The organism is Pseudomonas sp. GW822-FHT06B12 (genome assembly GCF_058799675.1).
Map to the genome: position 1 here is coordinate 465,023 of NZ_JBXALR010000006.1, position 16,583 is coordinate 481,605.

General features: G+C 58.3%; 18 protein-coding genes, 1 tRNA gene and 1 pseudogene. 15 read left to right on the forward strand and 5 right to left on the reverse strand.

Annotated elements, in window-relative coordinates; translation table 11 throughout:
* Window positions 1-66: 66 nt before the first annotated feature.
* The 15 genes from AC1RKH_RS16710 (at window position 67) to nadA (ending at window position 11,786) form a co-directional block, all read left to right on the forward strand.
* Window positions 67-813 (forward strand): YebC/PmpR family DNA-binding transcriptional regulator, encoded by a 747-nt coding sequence (locus tag AC1RKH_RS16710; protein ID WP_123426653.1) that lies wholly within the window; start codon window positions 67-69, stop codon window positions 811-813.
* 158 nt (window positions 814-971) lie between these two features.
* A complete protein-coding gene (gene ruvC / locus AC1RKH_RS16715) occupies window positions 972-1,496 on the forward strand; it encodes a crossover junction endodeoxyribonuclease RuvC (RefSeq protein ID WP_123426654.1) in 525 nt (174 codons plus the stop codon).
* Between the two features lie 118 nt (window positions 1,497-1,614).
* Window positions 1,615-2,223 carry a Holliday junction branch migration protein RuvA gene (gene ruvA, locus AC1RKH_RS16720; protein WP_123426655.1) on the forward strand — a complete coding sequence of 203 codons (609 nt, stop codon included), beginning with the start codon at window positions 1,615-1,617 and terminating at the stop codon, window positions 2,221-2,223.
* Window positions 2,224-3,285: a Holliday junction branch migration DNA helicase RuvB gene (gene ruvB, locus AC1RKH_RS16725; protein WP_123426656.1), complete on the forward strand. Its 1,062-nt coding sequence runs from the start codon at window positions 2,224-2,226 to the stop codon at window positions 3,283-3,285.
* Window positions 3,286-3,423: 138 nt separating this feature from the next.
* Window positions 3,424-3,891: a tol-pal system-associated acyl-CoA thioesterase gene (gene ybgC / locus AC1RKH_RS16730; RefSeq protein ID WP_493063981.1), complete on the forward strand. Its 468-nt coding sequence runs from the start codon at window positions 3,424-3,426 to the stop codon at window positions 3,889-3,891.
* Window positions 3,881-4,576 carry a protein TolQ gene (gene tolQ / locus AC1RKH_RS16735; RefSeq protein WP_123426658.1) on the forward strand — a complete coding sequence of 232 codons (696 nt, stop codon included), beginning with the start codon at window positions 3,881-3,883 and terminating at the stop codon, window positions 4,574-4,576. Before ybgC ends, tolQ begins: the two co-directional genes overlap by 11 nt.
* 23 nt (window positions 4,577-4,599) lie before the next feature.
* Window positions 4,600-5,052 carry a protein TolR gene (tolR, locus tag AC1RKH_RS16740; RefSeq protein ID WP_185015429.1) on the forward strand — a complete coding sequence of 151 codons (453 nt, stop codon included), beginning with the start codon at window positions 4,600-4,602 and terminating at the stop codon, window positions 5,050-5,052.
* A complete protein-coding gene (gene tolA, locus AC1RKH_RS16745; RefSeq protein ID WP_493063980.1) occupies window positions 5,052-6,131 on the forward strand; it encodes a cell envelope integrity protein TolA in 1,080 nt (359 codons plus the stop codon). The genes tolR and tolA overlap by 1 nt, the downstream gene beginning before the upstream one ends.
* A gap of 29 nt (window positions 6,132-6,160) precedes the next feature.
* The gene (tolB, locus tag AC1RKH_RS16750; protein ID WP_221178162.1) at window positions 6,161-7,429 is read left to right on the forward strand and encodes a Tol-Pal system beta propeller repeat protein TolB; all 1,269 of its coding nucleotides are present in this window, start codon (window positions 6,161-6,163) and stop codon (window positions 7,427-7,429) included.
* 52 nt (window positions 7,430-7,481) lie between these two features.
* The gene (gene pal / locus AC1RKH_RS16755; RefSeq protein WP_123426662.1) at window positions 7,482-7,979 is read left to right on the forward strand and encodes a peptidoglycan-associated lipoprotein Pal; all 498 of its coding nucleotides are present in this window, start codon (window positions 7,482-7,484) and stop codon (window positions 7,977-7,979) included.
* Between the two features lie 6 nt (window positions 7,980-7,985).
* A complete protein-coding gene (gene ybgF / locus AC1RKH_RS16760; RefSeq protein WP_123426663.1) occupies window positions 7,986-8,816 on the forward strand; it encodes a tol-pal system protein YbgF in 831 nt (276 codons plus the stop codon).
* Window positions 8,817-8,983: 167 nt separating this feature from the next.
* Entirely contained in the window at window positions 8,984-9,631 is a 648-nt protein-coding gene (gene queE / locus AC1RKH_RS16765) for a 7-carboxy-7-deazaguanine synthase QueE (protein WP_123426664.1), read from the forward strand.
* A 1-nt stretch (window position 9,632) separates the two neighbouring features.
* Window positions 9,633-10,325, forward strand: a complete 693-nt coding sequence (queC, locus tag AC1RKH_RS16770; protein WP_123426665.1) for a 7-cyano-7-deazaguanine synthase QueC — start codon at window positions 9,633-9,635, stop codon at window positions 10,323-10,325.
* 63 nt (window positions 10,326-10,388) lie between these two features.
* Window positions 10,389-10,464, forward strand: a tRNA-Lys gene (locus tag AC1RKH_RS16775).
* Between the two features lie 263 nt (window positions 10,465-10,727).
* The gene (gene nadA / locus AC1RKH_RS16780; RefSeq protein ID WP_401124625.1) at window positions 10,728-11,786 is read left to right on the forward strand and encodes a quinolinate synthase NadA; all 1,059 of its coding nucleotides are present in this window, start codon (window positions 10,728-10,730) and stop codon (window positions 11,784-11,786) included.
* 92 nt (window positions 11,787-11,878) lie between these two features.
* On the opposite strand, the gene AC1RKH_RS16785 is transcribed toward nadA, so the two are convergent.
* The 5 genes and pseudogenes from AC1RKH_RS16785 to AC1RKH_RS16805 form a co-directional block, all read right to left on the reverse strand.
* On the reverse strand, window positions 11,879-12,367 hold the full coding sequence (locus AC1RKH_RS16785; RefSeq protein WP_071553683.1) for an RDD family protein: 489 nt from the start codon (window positions 12,365-12,367) through the stop codon (window positions 11,879-11,881).
* A 97-nt stretch (window positions 12,368-12,464) separates the two neighbouring features.
* Window positions 12,465-12,677 (reverse strand): cold-shock protein, encoded by a 213-nt coding sequence (locus AC1RKH_RS16790; RefSeq protein ID WP_019693243.1) that lies wholly within the window; start codon window positions 12,675-12,677, stop codon window positions 12,465-12,467.
* 400 nt (window positions 12,678-13,077) lie between these two features.
* Entirely contained in the window at window positions 13,078-14,202 is a 1,125-nt protein-coding gene (gene gcvT, locus AC1RKH_RS16795) for a glycine cleavage system aminomethyltransferase GcvT (RefSeq protein WP_493063979.1), read from the reverse strand.
* A 41-nt stretch (window positions 14,203-14,243) separates the two neighbouring features.
* Window positions 14,244-15,620, reverse strand: a complete 1,377-nt coding sequence (locus AC1RKH_RS16800) for an L-serine ammonia-lyase (protein ID WP_493063978.1) — start codon at window positions 15,618-15,620, stop codon at window positions 14,244-14,246.
* Window positions 15,621-15,824: 204 nt separating this feature from the next.
* Window positions 15,825-16,583: pseudogene (locus tag AC1RKH_RS16805) on the reverse strand (glycine dehydrogenase (aminomethyl-transferring)); the annotation flags it as partial.

The window sequence follows — 16,583 nt, forward strand, 5'->3', positions numbered from 1 at the left end:
TCGCCTTCATGGGCGTGCGGGCATTGTTTTAAAGAGAGTTGTTTTAAAGAGAATTCGGAGCGAGTTATGGCGGGTCATTCCAAGTGGGCGAACATCAAGCACCGCAAAGAACGTCAGGATGCCAAGAAGGGCAAGATTTTCACCAAGTGGATTCGTGAGCTGACCGTCGCGGCCCGTCAGGGTGGCGGTGATCCGGGTTCCAACCCGCGTTTGCGTCTGGCGCTGGATAAAGCCCTTGGCGCCAACATGAGCCGTGACATCATCGATCGCGCTGTGGCCCGTGGTGCCGGCGCTGCCGACACCGATGACATGGTCGAGTTGAGCTACGAAGGCTATGGTCCGGGCGGCGTAGCGGTGATGGTCGAGTGCATGACCGACAACCGCAATCGCACCGCAGCGGCTGTCCGTCATGCGTTCAGCAAATGTGGCGGTAACCTGGGGACCGACGGTTCGGTGGCCTACCTGTTCGAGCGCAAGGGGCAGATTTCCTTCGCGCCGGGCGTCGACGAAGACGCGCTGATGGAAGCGGCCATGGAAGCCGACGCCGATGACGTGGTCACCCACGAAGACGGTTCGATTGACGTGTTCACCTCGTTCGCTGGCTTCTACTCGGTGCGTAATGCCCTGGAAGCGGCCGGGTTCAAAGGTCATGACGCAGAAATCGTCATGCTGCCGACCACCAGTGCCGAACTGGACCTGGAAGGCGCGGAGAAAGTCCTCAAGCTGATCGACATGCTCGAAGACCTGGATGACGTGCAGAACGTTTATTCCAACGCGGACATTCCGGAATCGGTGGCCCAACAGCTCGGTTAAGGGCGACTAAGATCCAATGTGGGAGCGAGCCTGCTCGCGAACGCGGATTTTCAGGCAGCATTGTTGCTGAATATGAAACCGTTTTCGCGAGCAGGCTCGCTCCCACATTTGTTATTCGCTGTTTTTACTATCGTGCTTTTACTTAACCCGCAGGCGTTATGACTTTAATTCTTGGTATCGACCCCGGTTCACGCATTACCGGTTATGGCGTGGTACGCGATACCGGCCGTGGCTGCGTGTACGTGGCCTCGGGCTGTATTCGTACCGGCAGCGGCGAGTTACCTGAGCGGTTGCAAATTGTTTATCGCGGTGTGCGCGAAGTCATTCAGACCTACGGTCCGGTCACCATGGGGATCGAAAAGGTCTTTATGGCCCGCAATGCCGACTCGGCCCTGAAGCTCGGTCAGGCTCGCGGCGCCGCCATCGTCGCCGGTGCCGAAGAAAGCCTGGAAATCGCCGAATACACCGCAACCCAGGTCAAACAGGCAGTGACCGGAACCGGTGCGGCGAATAAAGAGCAGGTGCAGATGATGGTCATGCACATGCTGAAACTGACCAGCAAACCGCAAATCGATGCCTCGGACGCCTTGGCAATCGCCATTTGTCATGCTCACACCCGTTCCAGTCTGTTACCCCATGGTCTGGGCACGGCTCGCAGTCGCGGCGGTCGCCTTCGCCTCTGATCTGATAGCATCAGCCCACTCATTTTGTCCGTTGAGCGTTTTGCGCCTGTTTTGTCGGCAGCCACGCTCACTTTGGTACTCGTCAGCCAGTTCTGGCCAACGCTTAAGGATTTGAAACGTGATTGGACGTTTGCGCGGCACCTTGGCTGAGAAGCAGCCGCCGCACCTGATTCTGGATGTAAACGGCCTGGGCTATGAGCTGGAAGTGCCGATGACCACACTCTATCGACTGCCGTCGGTCGGAGAGACGATCGCCTTGCACACCCATTTGGTCGTGCGCGAAGACGCCCAATTGCTCTACGGTTTCATTGGCAAGCGTGATCGCGATTTTTTCCGTGAGCTGATCCGCCTCAATGGCGTGGGCCCCAAACTGGCGTTGGCCTTGATGTCGAGCCTTGAAGTCGATGAATTGGTGCGCTGCGTGCAGGCGCAGGACACTTCGGCGCTGACCAAGGTGCCGGGCGTCGGCAAGAAGACTGCCGAGCGTTTGTTGGTTGAACTCAAGGATCGCTTCAAGGCCTGGGAAACCGTGCCAAGCATGTTCGCATTGGTACCGAACCAGCCGGATGCACCGATGCCGGTGGTCACCGCCGAAAACGATGCGGTGAGCGCGCTGATTTCCCTTGGCTATAAGCCGCAAGAGGCCAGCAAGGCGATTTCTGCCATCAAGGAGAAAGGTTTGAGCAGTGAAGACCTGATTCGTCGCGCCCTGAAGGGAATGATTTAAGTGATTGACGCTGATCGTCTGATCGCCGCCACGGGTGGCCCCCGTGACCGCGAAGAAGTCCAGGACCGCGCGATTCGTCCCGTCAGCCTGGCCGAATACATCGGCCAGCCGACCGTTCGCGAGCAGATGGAGTTGTTCATCCAGGCTGCCCGTGGGCGCAACGAGTCCCTCGATCACACGCTGATCTTCGGTCCGCCGGGGCTGGGTAAAACCACCTTGGCCAACATCATTGCCCAGGAAATGGGTGTGTCGATCAAAAGCACCTCGGGGCCGGTCCTTGAGCGTCCGGGTGACTTGGCGGCGCTGCTGACCAACCTCGAACCTCATGATGTGCTGTTCATCGATGAAATCCACCGGCTGTCACCGATTGTCGAAGAAGTGCTGTACCCGGCCATGGAAGACTTCCAGCTCGACATCATGATCGGTGAAGGGCCGGCGGCGCGTTCGATCAAGCTCGACCTGCCACCTTTCACGCTGGTCGGTGCTACCACCCGCGCCGGGATGCTGACCAACCCGTTGCGTGACCGCTTCGGTATCGTTCAGCGCCTGGAGTTCTATAACACCGCGGATCTGGCGACCATCGTCAGCCGTTCGGCGACCATTCTCGGTTTGCCGCTGGACCCGGAGGGCGCCTTTGAAATCGCTCGTCGAGCCCGTGGTACGCCGCGTATTGCCAATCGCTTGTTGCGTCGGGTGCGCGATTTTGCCGAAGTCCGGGCCAAGGGGCATATCACTAAACCCATTGCCGATCTGGCGCTGAACCTGCTGGACGTTGATGAGCGTGGTTTCGATCACCAGGACCGGCGTCTGCTGTTGACCATGATCGAGAAGTTCGATGGCGGTCCGGTCGGGGTGGACAGTCTGGCGGCAGCGATCAGCGAGGAGCGACACACCATCGAGGACGTGCTTGAACCCTATCTGATTCAGCAAGGCTATATCATGCGGACCCCGCGTGGACGGGTAGTGACCCGGCATGCGTACCTGCATTTTGGTTTGAATATTCCGTCGCGATTGGGTGAGATGCCCGTGGTAGACGAGTTTCTTGATGCAACAGACGAATGACGACCTCTGCGTGCTGATTTATTTCGGCTTTGTGTGGTCCTAGGGGACTGCAATTGCCGATCTTTCACACGAAAGTCGTTCGAGAATGAAAAACAGTTGCCTGGCCGGATTGGCAACCTGAGGAGTAAGCACTAGAGTATGCGCGCGCAAAACGGGCTGGAGTCGTTCGCACATCGTTGTCGCGTTTATTACGAGGACACCGATGCCGGCGGCATCGTGTATTACGTTAATTACCTCAAGTTTATGGAGCGGGCTCGAACCGAGCGGCTACGAGAACTGGGCTTTGCCCAATCGCAGCTGGCAGGGGAGGACCTGTTGTTCGTCGTGCATTCCAGCGAAGCGCGCTATCACGCGCCGGCGCGACTGGACGACGAGCTTCTGGTAAGTGCTGAAGTAATCGAATTGAACCGTGTCAGCCTGCGCTTTAAACAGCAGGTCAGGCGAGCCGCGGATAACGTACTGCTCTGCGAAGGGCAGTTTTTGGTGGCCTGTGTGCGCACCCATAGTTTGAAACCCCGGGCCATTCCCGAAGCTCTACGTGCGGCCTTTGCCGACGTGAGCGGCGCGGGTACACACTCAGAGCAGGAGATAAAGCGTGGAAGCTAACGTCGTCGACCATACCTCCATGTGGAGCCTGGTCAGCAATGCCAGCGTTGTGGTGCAGTTGGTAATGCTGATCCTGGTAGCCGCATCGGTGACCTCGTGGATCATGATTTTTCAGCGCAGCAACCTGCTGCGCGCCGGTCGCCGTGCCCTGGAGAGCTTTGAAGAGCGCTTCTGGTCGGGTATCGACTTGTCCAAACTCTACCGCCAGGCCGGCAGTAACCCTGACCCGGATTCTGGTGTAGAGCAGATCTTCCGGGCCGGTTTCAAGGAATTCTCCCGTCTGCGTCAGCAGTCCGGCGTTGATCCGGAAGCGGTCATGGAAGGTGTGGCGCGCGCCATGCGCGTGGCCATTTCCCGCGAAGAAGAAAAGCTCGAGCAGAGCCTGCCGTTCCTTGCCACCGTCGGCTCCGTCAGCCCGTACATCGGTCTGTTCGGTACGGTCTGGGGCATCATGAACTCCTTCCGTGGTCTGGCGGCTGCCCAGCAAGCGACCCTGGCCACCGTGGCTCCAGGTATCGCCGAAGCACTGGTCGCGACCGCTATCGGTCTGTTCGCAGCCATTCCAGCGGTAATCGCTTACAACCGTTTCGCCGCTCGCAGCGAAACCTTGCTCGGCCGTTACTACACCTTCGCCGATGAGTTCCAGGCGATCCTGCACCGCAAAGTGCACACCAGCGAAGAATAAGCAGGTAATTCCCAATGGCTTTAATCGCTCGAGCTCGCAAAAAGCGCAAGCCGGTTGCCGAGATGAACGTGGTGCCTTACATCGACGTGATGCTGGTACTGCTGGTCATCTTCATGGTGACCGCACCGATGCTCAATCAGGGCGTGAAAGTTGATCTGCCCAAGGTTTCCAGCGAAGCCTTGCCGCAAGACAACAACACCCAGGTCCTGACCATTTCGATCAAGTCTGACAAGACCTATTACTGGAACCTTGGCAGCGAAGTCGACACCGAGAAGCAGCAGGACAGGGCCATGACCCTGCCGCAGATGACTGACGCGGTGACCAAGATCATTCGTGTTGGCAACGATAACGGCAAGCGTACTCAGGTCTTCATTCGCGGTGACAAGACCGTCGACTACGGCTCCGTCATGGGCGCCATGGGTGGATTGCAGAAAGCCGGGGTCGGTAATGTTGGCTTGATTACCGAGGCGCCCTGATGCAGCAACAGCGAGAGCCGACAGCCTCGGAAAGCTACTTCTGGCCTAGTGTCTGGGCGATTGGCCTGCACGTGCTGGTGTTTGGCATGCTGTTCGTCAGTTTTGCCATGACCCCGGAGCTGCCGCCGGCCAAGCCGATTGTCCAGGCGACCCTGTACCAGCTGAAATCGAAAAGTCGGGCGACCACCCAGACCAATCAGAAGATTGCGGGTGAAGCGCAGAAATCTGCTGCGCGCCAGACCGAAGTCGAACAGATGGAACAGAAAAAGGTCGAGCAGGAAGCGGTGAAGGCTGCGGAACAAAAGAAAGAAGAGGCTGCTCAAAAAGCCGAGGAAGCCAAGAAGGCCGACGAGTCGAAAAAAGCGGAAGAGGCGAAAAAGGCTGATGAAGCCAAGAAAGCCGATGAAGCGAAGAAGACCGCCGAAGCCAAAAAGGCCGAACAGAAACAATTGGCTGATATAGCCAAGAAGAAGGCCGAAGAAGAGGCCAAGGAAGCCGCTGAAGCAGAGGCCAAGAAAGCGGCCGCTGAAGCAGCGAAGAAAAAGATAGTCGAAGACGCGAAGAAGAAAGCCGCGGAAGACGCCAAGAAGGTAGCTGAAGCGGACGAGGCGAAGAAGAAAGTCGCCGAGGATGCGAAGAAGAAAGCTGCTGCCGATGCTGCGAAGAAAAAGTCGCAGGAAGCCGCGCGTAAATCTGTCGAAGAGAAAAAGGCTCAGGCCCTGGCTGATTTGCTTTCCGACAAGCCGCAGCGTCAACAGGCCTTGGCGGATGAGCAGGGTGATGAAACCGCGGGCAACTTCGATGATCTGATTCGTTCGCGAGCCTCTGAAGGTTGGGCGCAGCCGCCGTCGGCACGCAAGGGCATGAAAGTGATCTTGCAGATCAACATGTTGCCTGATGGAACGATCTCCGGAGTTTCGGTAGCTCATTCCAGTGGTGATGTGCCGTTCGACAGTTCTGCGGTAGCGGCAGTAAAAAATATTGGTCGTTTGACCGAAATGCAGGGTCTGAAACCAAGTGATTTCGCTCCCTATCGTTCATTCAAGATGACATTCACACCTGAGGATCTAGCCTTGTGAGAAACCTTCTTCGAGGACTGCTTGTCGTCATGTTCTGCTTTGCAGGACTGGCTACAGCGGATGAAAAAAATATCCTGGTCAGCAGTGGTAGCTCCCAGGCAACCCCGATTGCCGTCGTACCGTTCGGCTTGCAGGGCGGTAGCGTCCTGCCGGACGACATGGCGGAAATCATCGGTAATGACCTGCGTAACTCGGGTTACTACTCGCCGATTCCGAAGCAGAACATGATCAGCCAGCCGACTCAGGCCAGCGAAGTCATCTACCGCGACTGGAAGGCCCTGGGCGCCCAGTACATCATGGTCGGCAGCATCGTTCCGGCGGGCGGTCGCCTGCAGGTGCAATACGCCCTGTTCAATGTCGCCACCGAACAGCAAGTGCTGACCGGTAGCGTGTCGGGCGGCGTCGATCAACTGCGCGACATGGCGCACTACATTGCCGACCAGTCGTTCGAAAAACTCACCGGCATCAAGGGTGCGTTCTCCACGCGCCTGCTGTACGTGACAGCTGAGCGTTTCTCCGAGAAAAACACTCGTTACACGCTGCAACGTTCCGACTATGACGGCGCCCGCGCAGTGACCCTGCTGCAATCGCGCGAGCCGATCCTGTCGCCGCGTTTCGCACCCGATGGCAAGCGCATCGCCTATGTGTCGTTCGAGCAGAAGCGTCCGCGCATTTTCATGCAGAACATCGACACCGGTCGCCGTGAGCAGATCACCAACTTCGAAGGCCTGAACGGTGCTCCAGCCTGGTCGCCGGATGGTTCTCGCCTGGCTTTCGTGCTGTCCAAGGACGGTAACCCGGATATTTACGTGATGAACCTGGCTTCGCGCCAGATCAACCGCGTGACTGCTGGTCCTGGCATCAACACCGAACCGTTCTGGGGTAAAGATGGTTCGACCATCTACTTCACCTCCGACCGTGGCGGCAAGCCACAGGTCTATAAAACCAGTGCAAGTGGCGGCGGTGCTGAGCGCGTGACCTTTATCGGTAACTACAACGCCAACCCGAAATTGTCGGCTGACGAGAAGACGCTTGTCATGATTCACCGTCAGGATGGCTTCACCAATTTCAAGGTGGCGGCTCAGGATTTGCAGCGCGGTAGCGTAAAAATCCTGACAGATAGCACTCTAGACGAGTCGCCTACTGTTGCGCCCAACGGCACCATGGTAATCTACGCCACCCGCCAGCAGGGCCGGGGAGTCTTGATGCTCGTGTCCATTAATGGACGCGTAAGGCTCCCGCTTCCTACCGCTCAAGGCGAAGTCAGAGAACCTTCCTGGTCCCCTTACCTGAACTGACGCGGCGCTACACGTTTTACTTAACACATTGGGGTTCATTAGGAGTTTCACGATGGAAATGCTGAAGTTTGGTAAGTTTGCTGCGCTGGCCCTGGCCATGGCTGTAGCTGTAGGTTGCTCGTCCAAAGGCGGCGACAACGCCGGTGCAGGCGCTGTTGATCCAAACGCTGGTTACGGCGCTAACACTGGTGCTGTTGACGGCTCCCTGAGCGAAGAAGCTGCTCTGCGCGCAATCACCACCTTCTACTTCGAATACGACAGCTCGGACCTGAAGCCAGAAGCCATGCGCGCTCTGGACGTTCACGCCAAAGACCTGAAAGCAAACGGCGCTCGCGTTGTTCTGGAAGGCAACACCGACGAACGTGGTACTCGTGAGTACAACATGGCACTGGGCGAGCGTCGTGCGAAAGCCGTTCAACGCTACCTGGTACTGCAAGGTGTTTCCCCAGCTCAGCTGGAACTGGTTTCCTACGGCGAAGAGCGTCCAGTTGCTACCGGCAACGACGAGCAGTCCTGGGCTCAAAACCGTCGCGTCGAACTGCGTAAGTAATTCGTCATGCGAACGTGCCGTCGTGCTGTAACTGTTTTGGCTCTCAGCCTCGCGCCGCTTGCGGTGTGGGCTGCGGTTCCTGTGGTCGATGACAACTCCGGTTATAACAATAGCGGGAGTAGTTATCCGCCTGCGGGTTACGGTACGAACGGCGCCTATGCCGGGGGAGGGGTTTCGGCCCCTGCCTCGGCACAGGGCGTGCTGTTCAACCAACTGCAACAAATGCAGGAACAAATTGCACGTCAACAAGGTGCAATCGAAGTTCTGCAAAATGATGTAGCGCGCATGAAGCAGGAAAACCTGGAGCGATACCAGGATCTTGATCGGCGTATCGGAACCGGCGGTGCACCCGCTGCGGCTCCTCAAAATTCTCCAGCCGGTGGCGATATGAATGCCGCCGGTGCAGCTGCAGGTGCGAGTGCTGCCACTCAAGCACCCGCGGCCAGCAGCGAACCGGGTGATCCGGCGAAGGAAAAGCTCTATTACGACGCTGCCTTCGACCTGATCAAAGCCAAGGATTTCGACAAGGCCAGCCAGGCGTTTGCGGCATTCCTGCGCAAATACCCGAACAGTCAGTATGCGGGTAATGCCCAGTACTGGTTGGGCGAAGTGAACCTGGCCAAAGGTGATCTGCAAGGTGCGGGTCAGGCTTTTGCCAAGGTTTCGCAGCTGTACCCCAAGCACGCCAAAGTGCCTGACTCGCTGTACAAGCTCGCTGATGTAGAGCGCCGACTGGGTCATACCGACAAGGTCAAAGGCATTCTGCAGCAGGTGGTTGCTCAATATCCGGGCACTTCCGCCGCTCAGCTGGCCCAACGCGATCTGCAGCGCATGTAAGGCTGTTTGACCCGTTTACAAGAAACCCGCGCTTGCCGCGGGTTTTTTCGTTAGAATTCACGCCCTTTTTATGAAACACCGCTTTTGGGGATCTGCGCGTTGGCGGGGTTCCTTTAAGTGCCTGACGGAGGCGGACAGCCTGTTTAGCTGTTACGCCCGTGGCGACTATGCAAGACACATTGAGAATTACCGAAGTTTTTTACTCGTTGCAGGGTGAAACGCGGACTGCCGGGCTGCCCACTGTATTTGTGCGCCTGACCGGTTGCCCTTTGCGTTGCCAGTACTGCGACAGCGCCTACGCGTTCAGCGGCGGTACGATCAGAACCCTCGACGATATCCTTGAGCAGGTTGCGGGCTTTCGCCCGCGTTACGTTTGCGTTACCGGTGGCGAACCCCTGGCGCAACCTAACGCCATCCCTTTGCTCAAGCAGCTGTGTGACGCCGGTTACGAGGTGTCGCTGGAAACCAGTGGCGCCCTGGACATCAGCGCGGTCGATCCGCGGGTCAGCCGAGTGCTCGACCTGAAGACGCCGGGGTCGAAAGAAGCGCACCGCAATCTCTATGAGAATATCGAGTTACTGACGGCCAACGATCAGGTCAAGTTCGTGATCTGCTCTCGCGAAGACTACGACTGGGCGGTCTCCAAGCTGATTCAGTACGGTCTCGATCAGCGTGCCGGTGAAGTCCTGTTCTCGCCGAGTCACCATGACTTGAGCGCGCGCGATCTGGCTGACTGGATTGTTGCGGACAACCTGCCGGTACGCCTGCAATTGCAGTTGCATAAATATCTTTGGAACGACGAGCCGGGGCGCTGAAATGACTGAACAACTGAACACTACTGAAAAACGTGCGGTCATCCTGTTGTCCGGCGGTCTGGACTCGGCGACCGTAGTCGCCATGGCTCGTGCTGACGGTTATAGCTGCTACACCATGAGCTTCGACTACGGCCAGCGTCACCGCGCCGAGTTGCACGCCGCCGAGCGTGTGGCGCGTGATCTGGGCGTGATCGAGCATAAGGTGATTGGCCTGAACCTGAACGGCATTGGTGGCTCGGCACTGACCGACAGCTCCATCGATGTGCCTGAGGCGCCGAGCGAAGGTATCCCGATCACTTACGTGCCGGCCCGCAATACGGTGTTCCTGTCTCTGGCATTGGGCTGGGCCGAAGTGCTCGGCGCGCGCGACATTTTCATTGGCGTGAATGCGGTGGACTATTCCGGTTACCCGGATTGCCGTCCCGAGTTCATCGAAGCCTTCGAGCGCATGGCCAATCTGGCGACCAAGGCCGGAGTAGAGGGGAACGGCTTCCGTATCCAGGCACCGCTGCAAAACCTCAGCAAGGCGCAAATCGTCCAGGCTGGCGTGAAGCTCGGCGTCGACTATGCGCTGACAGTGTCCTGCTATCAGGCAGACGATAATGGCCGTGCATGCGGTAAATGCGACAGCTGCCGTCTGCGCGCAGAGGGCTTCCTGGCGGCCGGAATCAGCGACCCAACCGCTTATTTTTGATTTATTTCAAATTAGGTGTTGAATAGTCCTTAAAAATCAGTATTATACGCGCCACCACACAGCGGGTCGTTAGCTCAGTTGGTAGAGCAGTTGGCTTTTAACCAATTGGTCGTAGGTTCGAATCCCACACGACCCACCACTTTAAAAAATCTGGAAGGCCCACGTAAGTGAGGATTTCCGGGTTTTTTTTTGCCCGCGATTCAAGCCTGACTCAATCCGGGTGTTGCACCGCGTGACGCAGGTCAGAATGATCTTTTGCATCTCGGGGATATTCTGTAGCCTTGCGCAGCTTCAATGCTGTCCGTGCCTGATGAATACTCACTCTCCCGGCGGTACCTTCTGTGGTCCGGAGCCGGGTGTATACTCGACTTTCGCGCGAAAGCGCCCGCAGGTCTTGCGATCATGACGCAAATTTCCGAACGCCTTCTGGTACAAGCCCACCTCGACGCCAAACAGCCCAAGCCGCTGACAGCCGAGGAAGAGGCTTATTACCGCGCCGCCATCGCCGCCGAGCTCAAGGCTCAGGACGCGGTGCTGGTTGCCCACTTCTATTGCGATCCGATCATTCAGGCGCTGGCCGAAGAAACCGGTGGCTGTGTTTCCGACTCCCTGGAAATGGCCCGCTTCGGCAACGCTCACCCGGCCAAGACCGTGGTGGTTGCCGGTGTGAAGTTCATGGGGGAAACCGCAAAAATCCTCAACCCGGAAAAACGTGTACTGATGCCGACCCTGGAAGCGACTTGCTCGCTGGACCTGGGTTGCCCGGTCGACGAGTTCTCGGCGTTTTGCGATCAACACCCGGAGCGCACGGTGGTGGTCTATGCCAATACCTCGGCGGCAGTGAAGGCACGGGCGGACTGGGTGGTGACATCCAGTTGTGCGCTGGAGATTGTCGAAAGCCTGATGGATAACGGCGAGACGATCATCTGGGGGCCAGACAAACACCTGGGCACCTACATTCAGCGCCAGACCGGCGCCGACATGCTGCTGTGGGACGGTGCCTGCATCGTTCACGAAGAGTTCAAGGCCAAGCAGCTGGAAGACATGAAAGCGCTGTACCCGGACGCCGCTATCCTGGTGCATCCGGAGTCACCGACTGCGGTGATCGAGTTGGCCGATGCGGTGGGTTCCACCAGTCAGCTGATTGCCGCTGCGCAAAGGCTGCCGAACAAGACCCTGATCGTCGCCACCGACCGCGGCATTTTCTACAAGATGCAGCAGCTGTGCCCGGACAAGGTCTTTATCGAGGCGCCTACGGCCGGCAACGGCGCGGCATGCCGCAGTTGCGCGCATTGCCCGTGGATGGCGATGAACACCCTTGAGCGCACGCTACAGTGCCTGCGTGAGGGCTCCAACGAGATCTTCGTCGAGCCGGCGCTGATCCCGCAGGCGATTCGCCCGCTCAAGCGCATGCTCGACTTCACCGCGGCAGCGCGGATGAAGCTGGCGGGTAACGCTTGAGGTCAAAAGCTTAAGATCAAAAGATCGCAGCCTGCGGCAGCTCCTACGTAAACCGCGTAGGAGCTGCCGCAGGCTGCGATCTTTTTTATGGGTTATTTTTTCTTCTTCGGGATCCGCACCAGCTGGCTGTTGGAGTACATGTCGTGCCAGCTGCGCTGCTGCTTGTCGAAGAGCACCCAGAAGAACCCCAGGCCTGCGCACAGCAAGGACGCGATCGACACCACAAAGCGCAGCAGCGCCTGCCACAGGCTGATCGCCGAGCCGTCGGCGTTCTGTACGCGGATACACCAGACCTGCATGCCGAGGGTCTGACCGGACCAGGTCCAGAACTTGGCGAAGAAGCCAAACAGCACGAACAGCAGAATGGTCGAGAACAGCGGATCACCGTCCAGCGCACCGGCTTCGGTCAGTGCGCGCATTTTCTCTTCGCCGAGGATTGCCATCTGCACCATCTTGTAGATACCGCCCGTAACGATCAGCAGCGCGGTGCACAGCAAGAAGTCGTAGAACATCGCTGCCAGGCGACGGCCCAGGCCGGCGATGGGGAATTCACCCTGGGGGCTTAGCAGGTGTTTCGACATGGGGTGGCTCTCGGCTGAAAAAAGAAGCCATTTTACGGAATTACGCGCACAAAAAAGCCCCTGATGTCAGCATCAGGGGCTTTTTCGTTACAGAAGATCAGCCTTCTGCTTGTACTTCGTCAGCTTGCATGCCTTTCTGGCCCTGCACAGCGATGAAGGTGACTTTCTGGCCTTCTTTCAGGCTCTTGAAGCCGCTGCCCTGAATGGCACGGAAATGCACGAACAGATCCGGACCGCTTTCTGGAGTGATAAAACCAAAACCTTTCTCGTCGTTAAACCACTTGACGGTGCCGCTCTGACGTTGGGACATTTCTTATTTCCTTTGACGCAAAAATTGATGACAGCCTCTTTCTCATGAAAGAGTACTGGAGCTGGTTGCAGGAGAGTAAGAGACGTCGAACGGGATGTAGCTAACTTGTAGGCTACTGCCCAGGTCACGATTCCAAGCGACCCATGCAAACACAGTGAACAAACTCTACGCCAACTACGGGAGAAAAAACAAGCCCCGTGGAAGCCTTGTATTGCTTGGCTTGATGGCTGTTTCGCATGATTGCTAGTGGGCTTATTCGCTAGCCTTGTTCAATTGTTTTCGATTGTTATAAGCCAAGTTCATAATCGAAGTGCCTGATCGGCGCATGCACTGTTTTATGGCGGCTGCGTTACAGATTAGTGCACTGTTACGCAGCCGCGTTACTTATAGGAACAGTCAATCAACCACGATAGTAGCGTTGTGGAACAAATGGCATTTTGCTTACAAGCAAAGGCACCTTTTTCCCACGTACAATCGCCCACACTTGGGTATCGAGTGCGATGTAAGCACTGTCGAGGTAACCCATCGCCAAAGGACCGCCCAGCGTTGGCCCGAAGCCGCCGCTGCAGACGCTGCCGATGATTTCGCCCGCTTCGTTGACGATTTCTGCACCTTCGCGCACCGGCGTGCGCTCCTGAGGCAGCAGGCCGACGCGTTTACGGCCGACACCGTTTTGTTGCTGGGCGAATACGGTTTCGGCCCCCGGGAAGCCCCCGGCACGCGCACCCTCGGCACGCCGTGGCTTGGAGATGGCCCACAGCAGGCTGGCTTCGATCGGTGTGGTCTCGGTGTTCATGTCGTGGCCATAGAGGCACAGGCCGGCTTCCAGGCGCAGCGAGTCACGGGCGCCAAGGCCAATGGCCGCGACTTCCGGTTCGGCCAGTAATGCGCGAGCGAGGGCCTCGGCATTGGCGGCAGGCACGGAGATTTCGAAACCGTCTTCACCGGTGTAGCCCGAACGGCTGACGAAGCAATCGACGCCGAGCAAGCTCACGCGGGTGAACTGCATGAATGTCATCTTCGCGACTTCAGGGGCCAGACGCGCGAGCACGGTCACTGCGGCTGGGCCTTGCAGGGCGAGCAGGGCGCGTTCTTCGAACAACGGCTCGATGTTGCATTGATCGCCGATGTGCTGGCGCAGGTGCGCCAGGTCCTGGTCCTTGCACGCGGCGTTGACCACCAGGAACAACTCGTCGTTACCCAGGTTGGCGACCATCAGGTCGTCGAGGATGCCACCGGTCTGGTTGGTGAACATCGCATAGCGCTGCATGCCTACTGGCAGGTCGATGATGTCCACCGGCACCAGGGTTTCCAGGGCTTTGGCGGCGTTGGCACCGGTCAGACGGATCTGGCCCATGTGCGAGACATCGAACAGCCCGGCCTGATCACGGGTGTGCTGGTGCTCTTTCATCACGCCCAGCGGGTACTGCACCGGCATGTCGTAGCCGGCGAAAGGCACCATGCGCGCACCAAGTTCGATGTGCAGCGCGTGCAGCGGGGTTTTCAACAGGTGTTCGGTGGACATATGCAGCTCCTGTAAATTGCACTGATGCGGATGCGTTCGCATCAGCACTCGATAATGTTGACCGCCAAACCGCCACGGGCGGTTTCCTTGTATTTGCTTTTCATGTCGGCGCCGGTCTGGCGCATGGTGCGGATGACCTTGTCGAGGGAGACGAAGTGCTGACCGTCGCCGCGCAAGGCCATGCGCACCGCATTGATGGCTTTGACCGAGCCCATGGCGTTGCGCTCGATGCACGGTACTTGCACCAGCCCGCCAATCGGGTCGCAGGTCAGGCCGAGGTTGTGTTCCATGCCGATTTCGGCGGCGTTTTCCACTTGCTGCACGGTGCCGCCGAGTACTTCGCAGAGCGCACCGGCAGCCATTGAACAGGCCACGCCGACCTCGCCCTGACAGCCGACTTCGGCGCCGGAGATCGAAGCATTTTCCTTGTAGAGAATGCCGATGGCGGCAGCGGTGAGCAGAAATCGCACCACGCCGTCTTCGTTGGCGCCAGGGATGAAGCGCATGTAGTAATGCAATACCGCCGGGACAATGCCGGCTGCACCATTGGTCGGTGCCGTGACCACGCGTCCGCCGTTGGCGTTTTCTTCGTTCACTGCCAGCGCATACAAATTGACCCAGTCGAGCACCGACAATGGATCGCGCAGCGACGATTCCGGGTTCTTGCACAGTTGCCGATGCAGCGCCGCCGCACGGCGTTTGACCTTCAAACCGCCGGGCAGAATCCCTTCGTTGCGGCAGCCGGCGGCGACGCAGTCCTGCATCACTTGCCAGATTTTCAGCAGACCGGCGCGGGTTTCCGCTTCCGGGCGCCAGGCGCTTTCGTTGGTCAGCATCACCTGGCTGATGGACAGCCCATAGGTTGCGCAATGGCCAAGCAGGTCCTTGGCACTTTTGAACGGGAAGGTCAGCGGCGTTGCATCCTCGACGATACGGTCGGCACCGGCGGCGTCTTCGTCGACCACAAAGCCGCCACCGACCGAGTAATACTCGCGGCTGCGGATCTGGATTCCGGCGGCGTCAAAAGCACGAAAGATCATGCCGTTGGGGTGATAGGCCAATGGCTTGCGGATCATCGCCAAGTGGAGTTTTTCGTTGAATTCGATGACGTGTTCACCGAGCAGGTTCAAGCGACCGCTGCTGCGAATCTCATGCAGGCGGGCGGCGATGTTCTCGGTGTTTACAGTGTCCGGGTGTTCACCTTCCAGGCCCAGCAGCACAGCCTTGTCGCTGCCATGGCCTTTGCCGGTGGCGCCGAGCGAGCCGTAGAGCTCGACTTTGACGCAGGTGGTTGCCGCCAACAGGTTTTCACGACGCAGGCCTTCGACGAAGCGCGCAGCGGCGCGCATCGGGCCAACGGTGTGGGAACTGGAGGGGCCGATGCCAATCTTGAACAGGTCGAACACGCTTAACGACATGGTTGTTCTCCGGTTTCTTGTTATAGGGATTGACCGATCATGACGGTGGGCACTGATCCCTGTGGGAGCGAGCCTGCTCGCGATAGCGGTCTATCAGTCGATATCTTTGTTGAATGTCAGTCCGTCATCGCGAGCAGGCTCGCTCCCACAGGGTTTTGTGATGTTCTTGAAAGTGTGGGGGCGGGTTAACCGCCCCACACTGCTTTAAGCGTAGCTTTCGATCGACGGGCAGGCGCAGATCAGGTTGCGGTCGCCAAACACGTTGTCGACCCGGCCGACCGGTGGCCAGTACTTGCCTTCGATCAACGACGCCACCGGATACACCGCTTGCTCACGGCTGTACGGGTGCGTCCACTCGCCGACGATTTCCGCGGCCGTGTGCGGCGCGTTTTTCAACGGGTTGTCGTCCTTATCCAGCGTACCGTTTTCCACCGCGCGGATTTCTTCGCGGATGCGGATCATGGCGTCGCAGAAACGGTCCAGTTCTTCCTTGGATTCGCTTTCGGTCGGCTCGATCATCAGCGTGCCGGCCACCGGGAACGACATGGTCGGCGCGTGGAAACCGAAGTCGATCAGGCGCTTGGCGACGTCATCGACGCTGATGCCGCTGCTGTCTTTCAACGGGCGCAGGTCGAGGATGCATTCGTGGGCGACCAGGCCGTTGCTGCCGGTGTAGAGCACCGGGTAGTGCTCTTCGAGGCGACGGGAAATGTAGTTGGCGTTGAGGATCGCCAATTGCGAAGCACGCTTGAGGCCGGCGCCGCCCATCATGCGGATGTACATCCAGGTGATCGGCAGAATACTCGCGCTACCAAACGGTGCGGCGCAGACCGCGCCTTCCTTGCGCGCCATGGCCGCGTGACCCGGCAGGAACGGCGTCAGGTGCGATTTCACGCCAATCGGGCCGACGCCCGGGCCGCCACCGCCGTGCGGGATGCAGAAGGTTTTGTGCAGGTTCAGGTG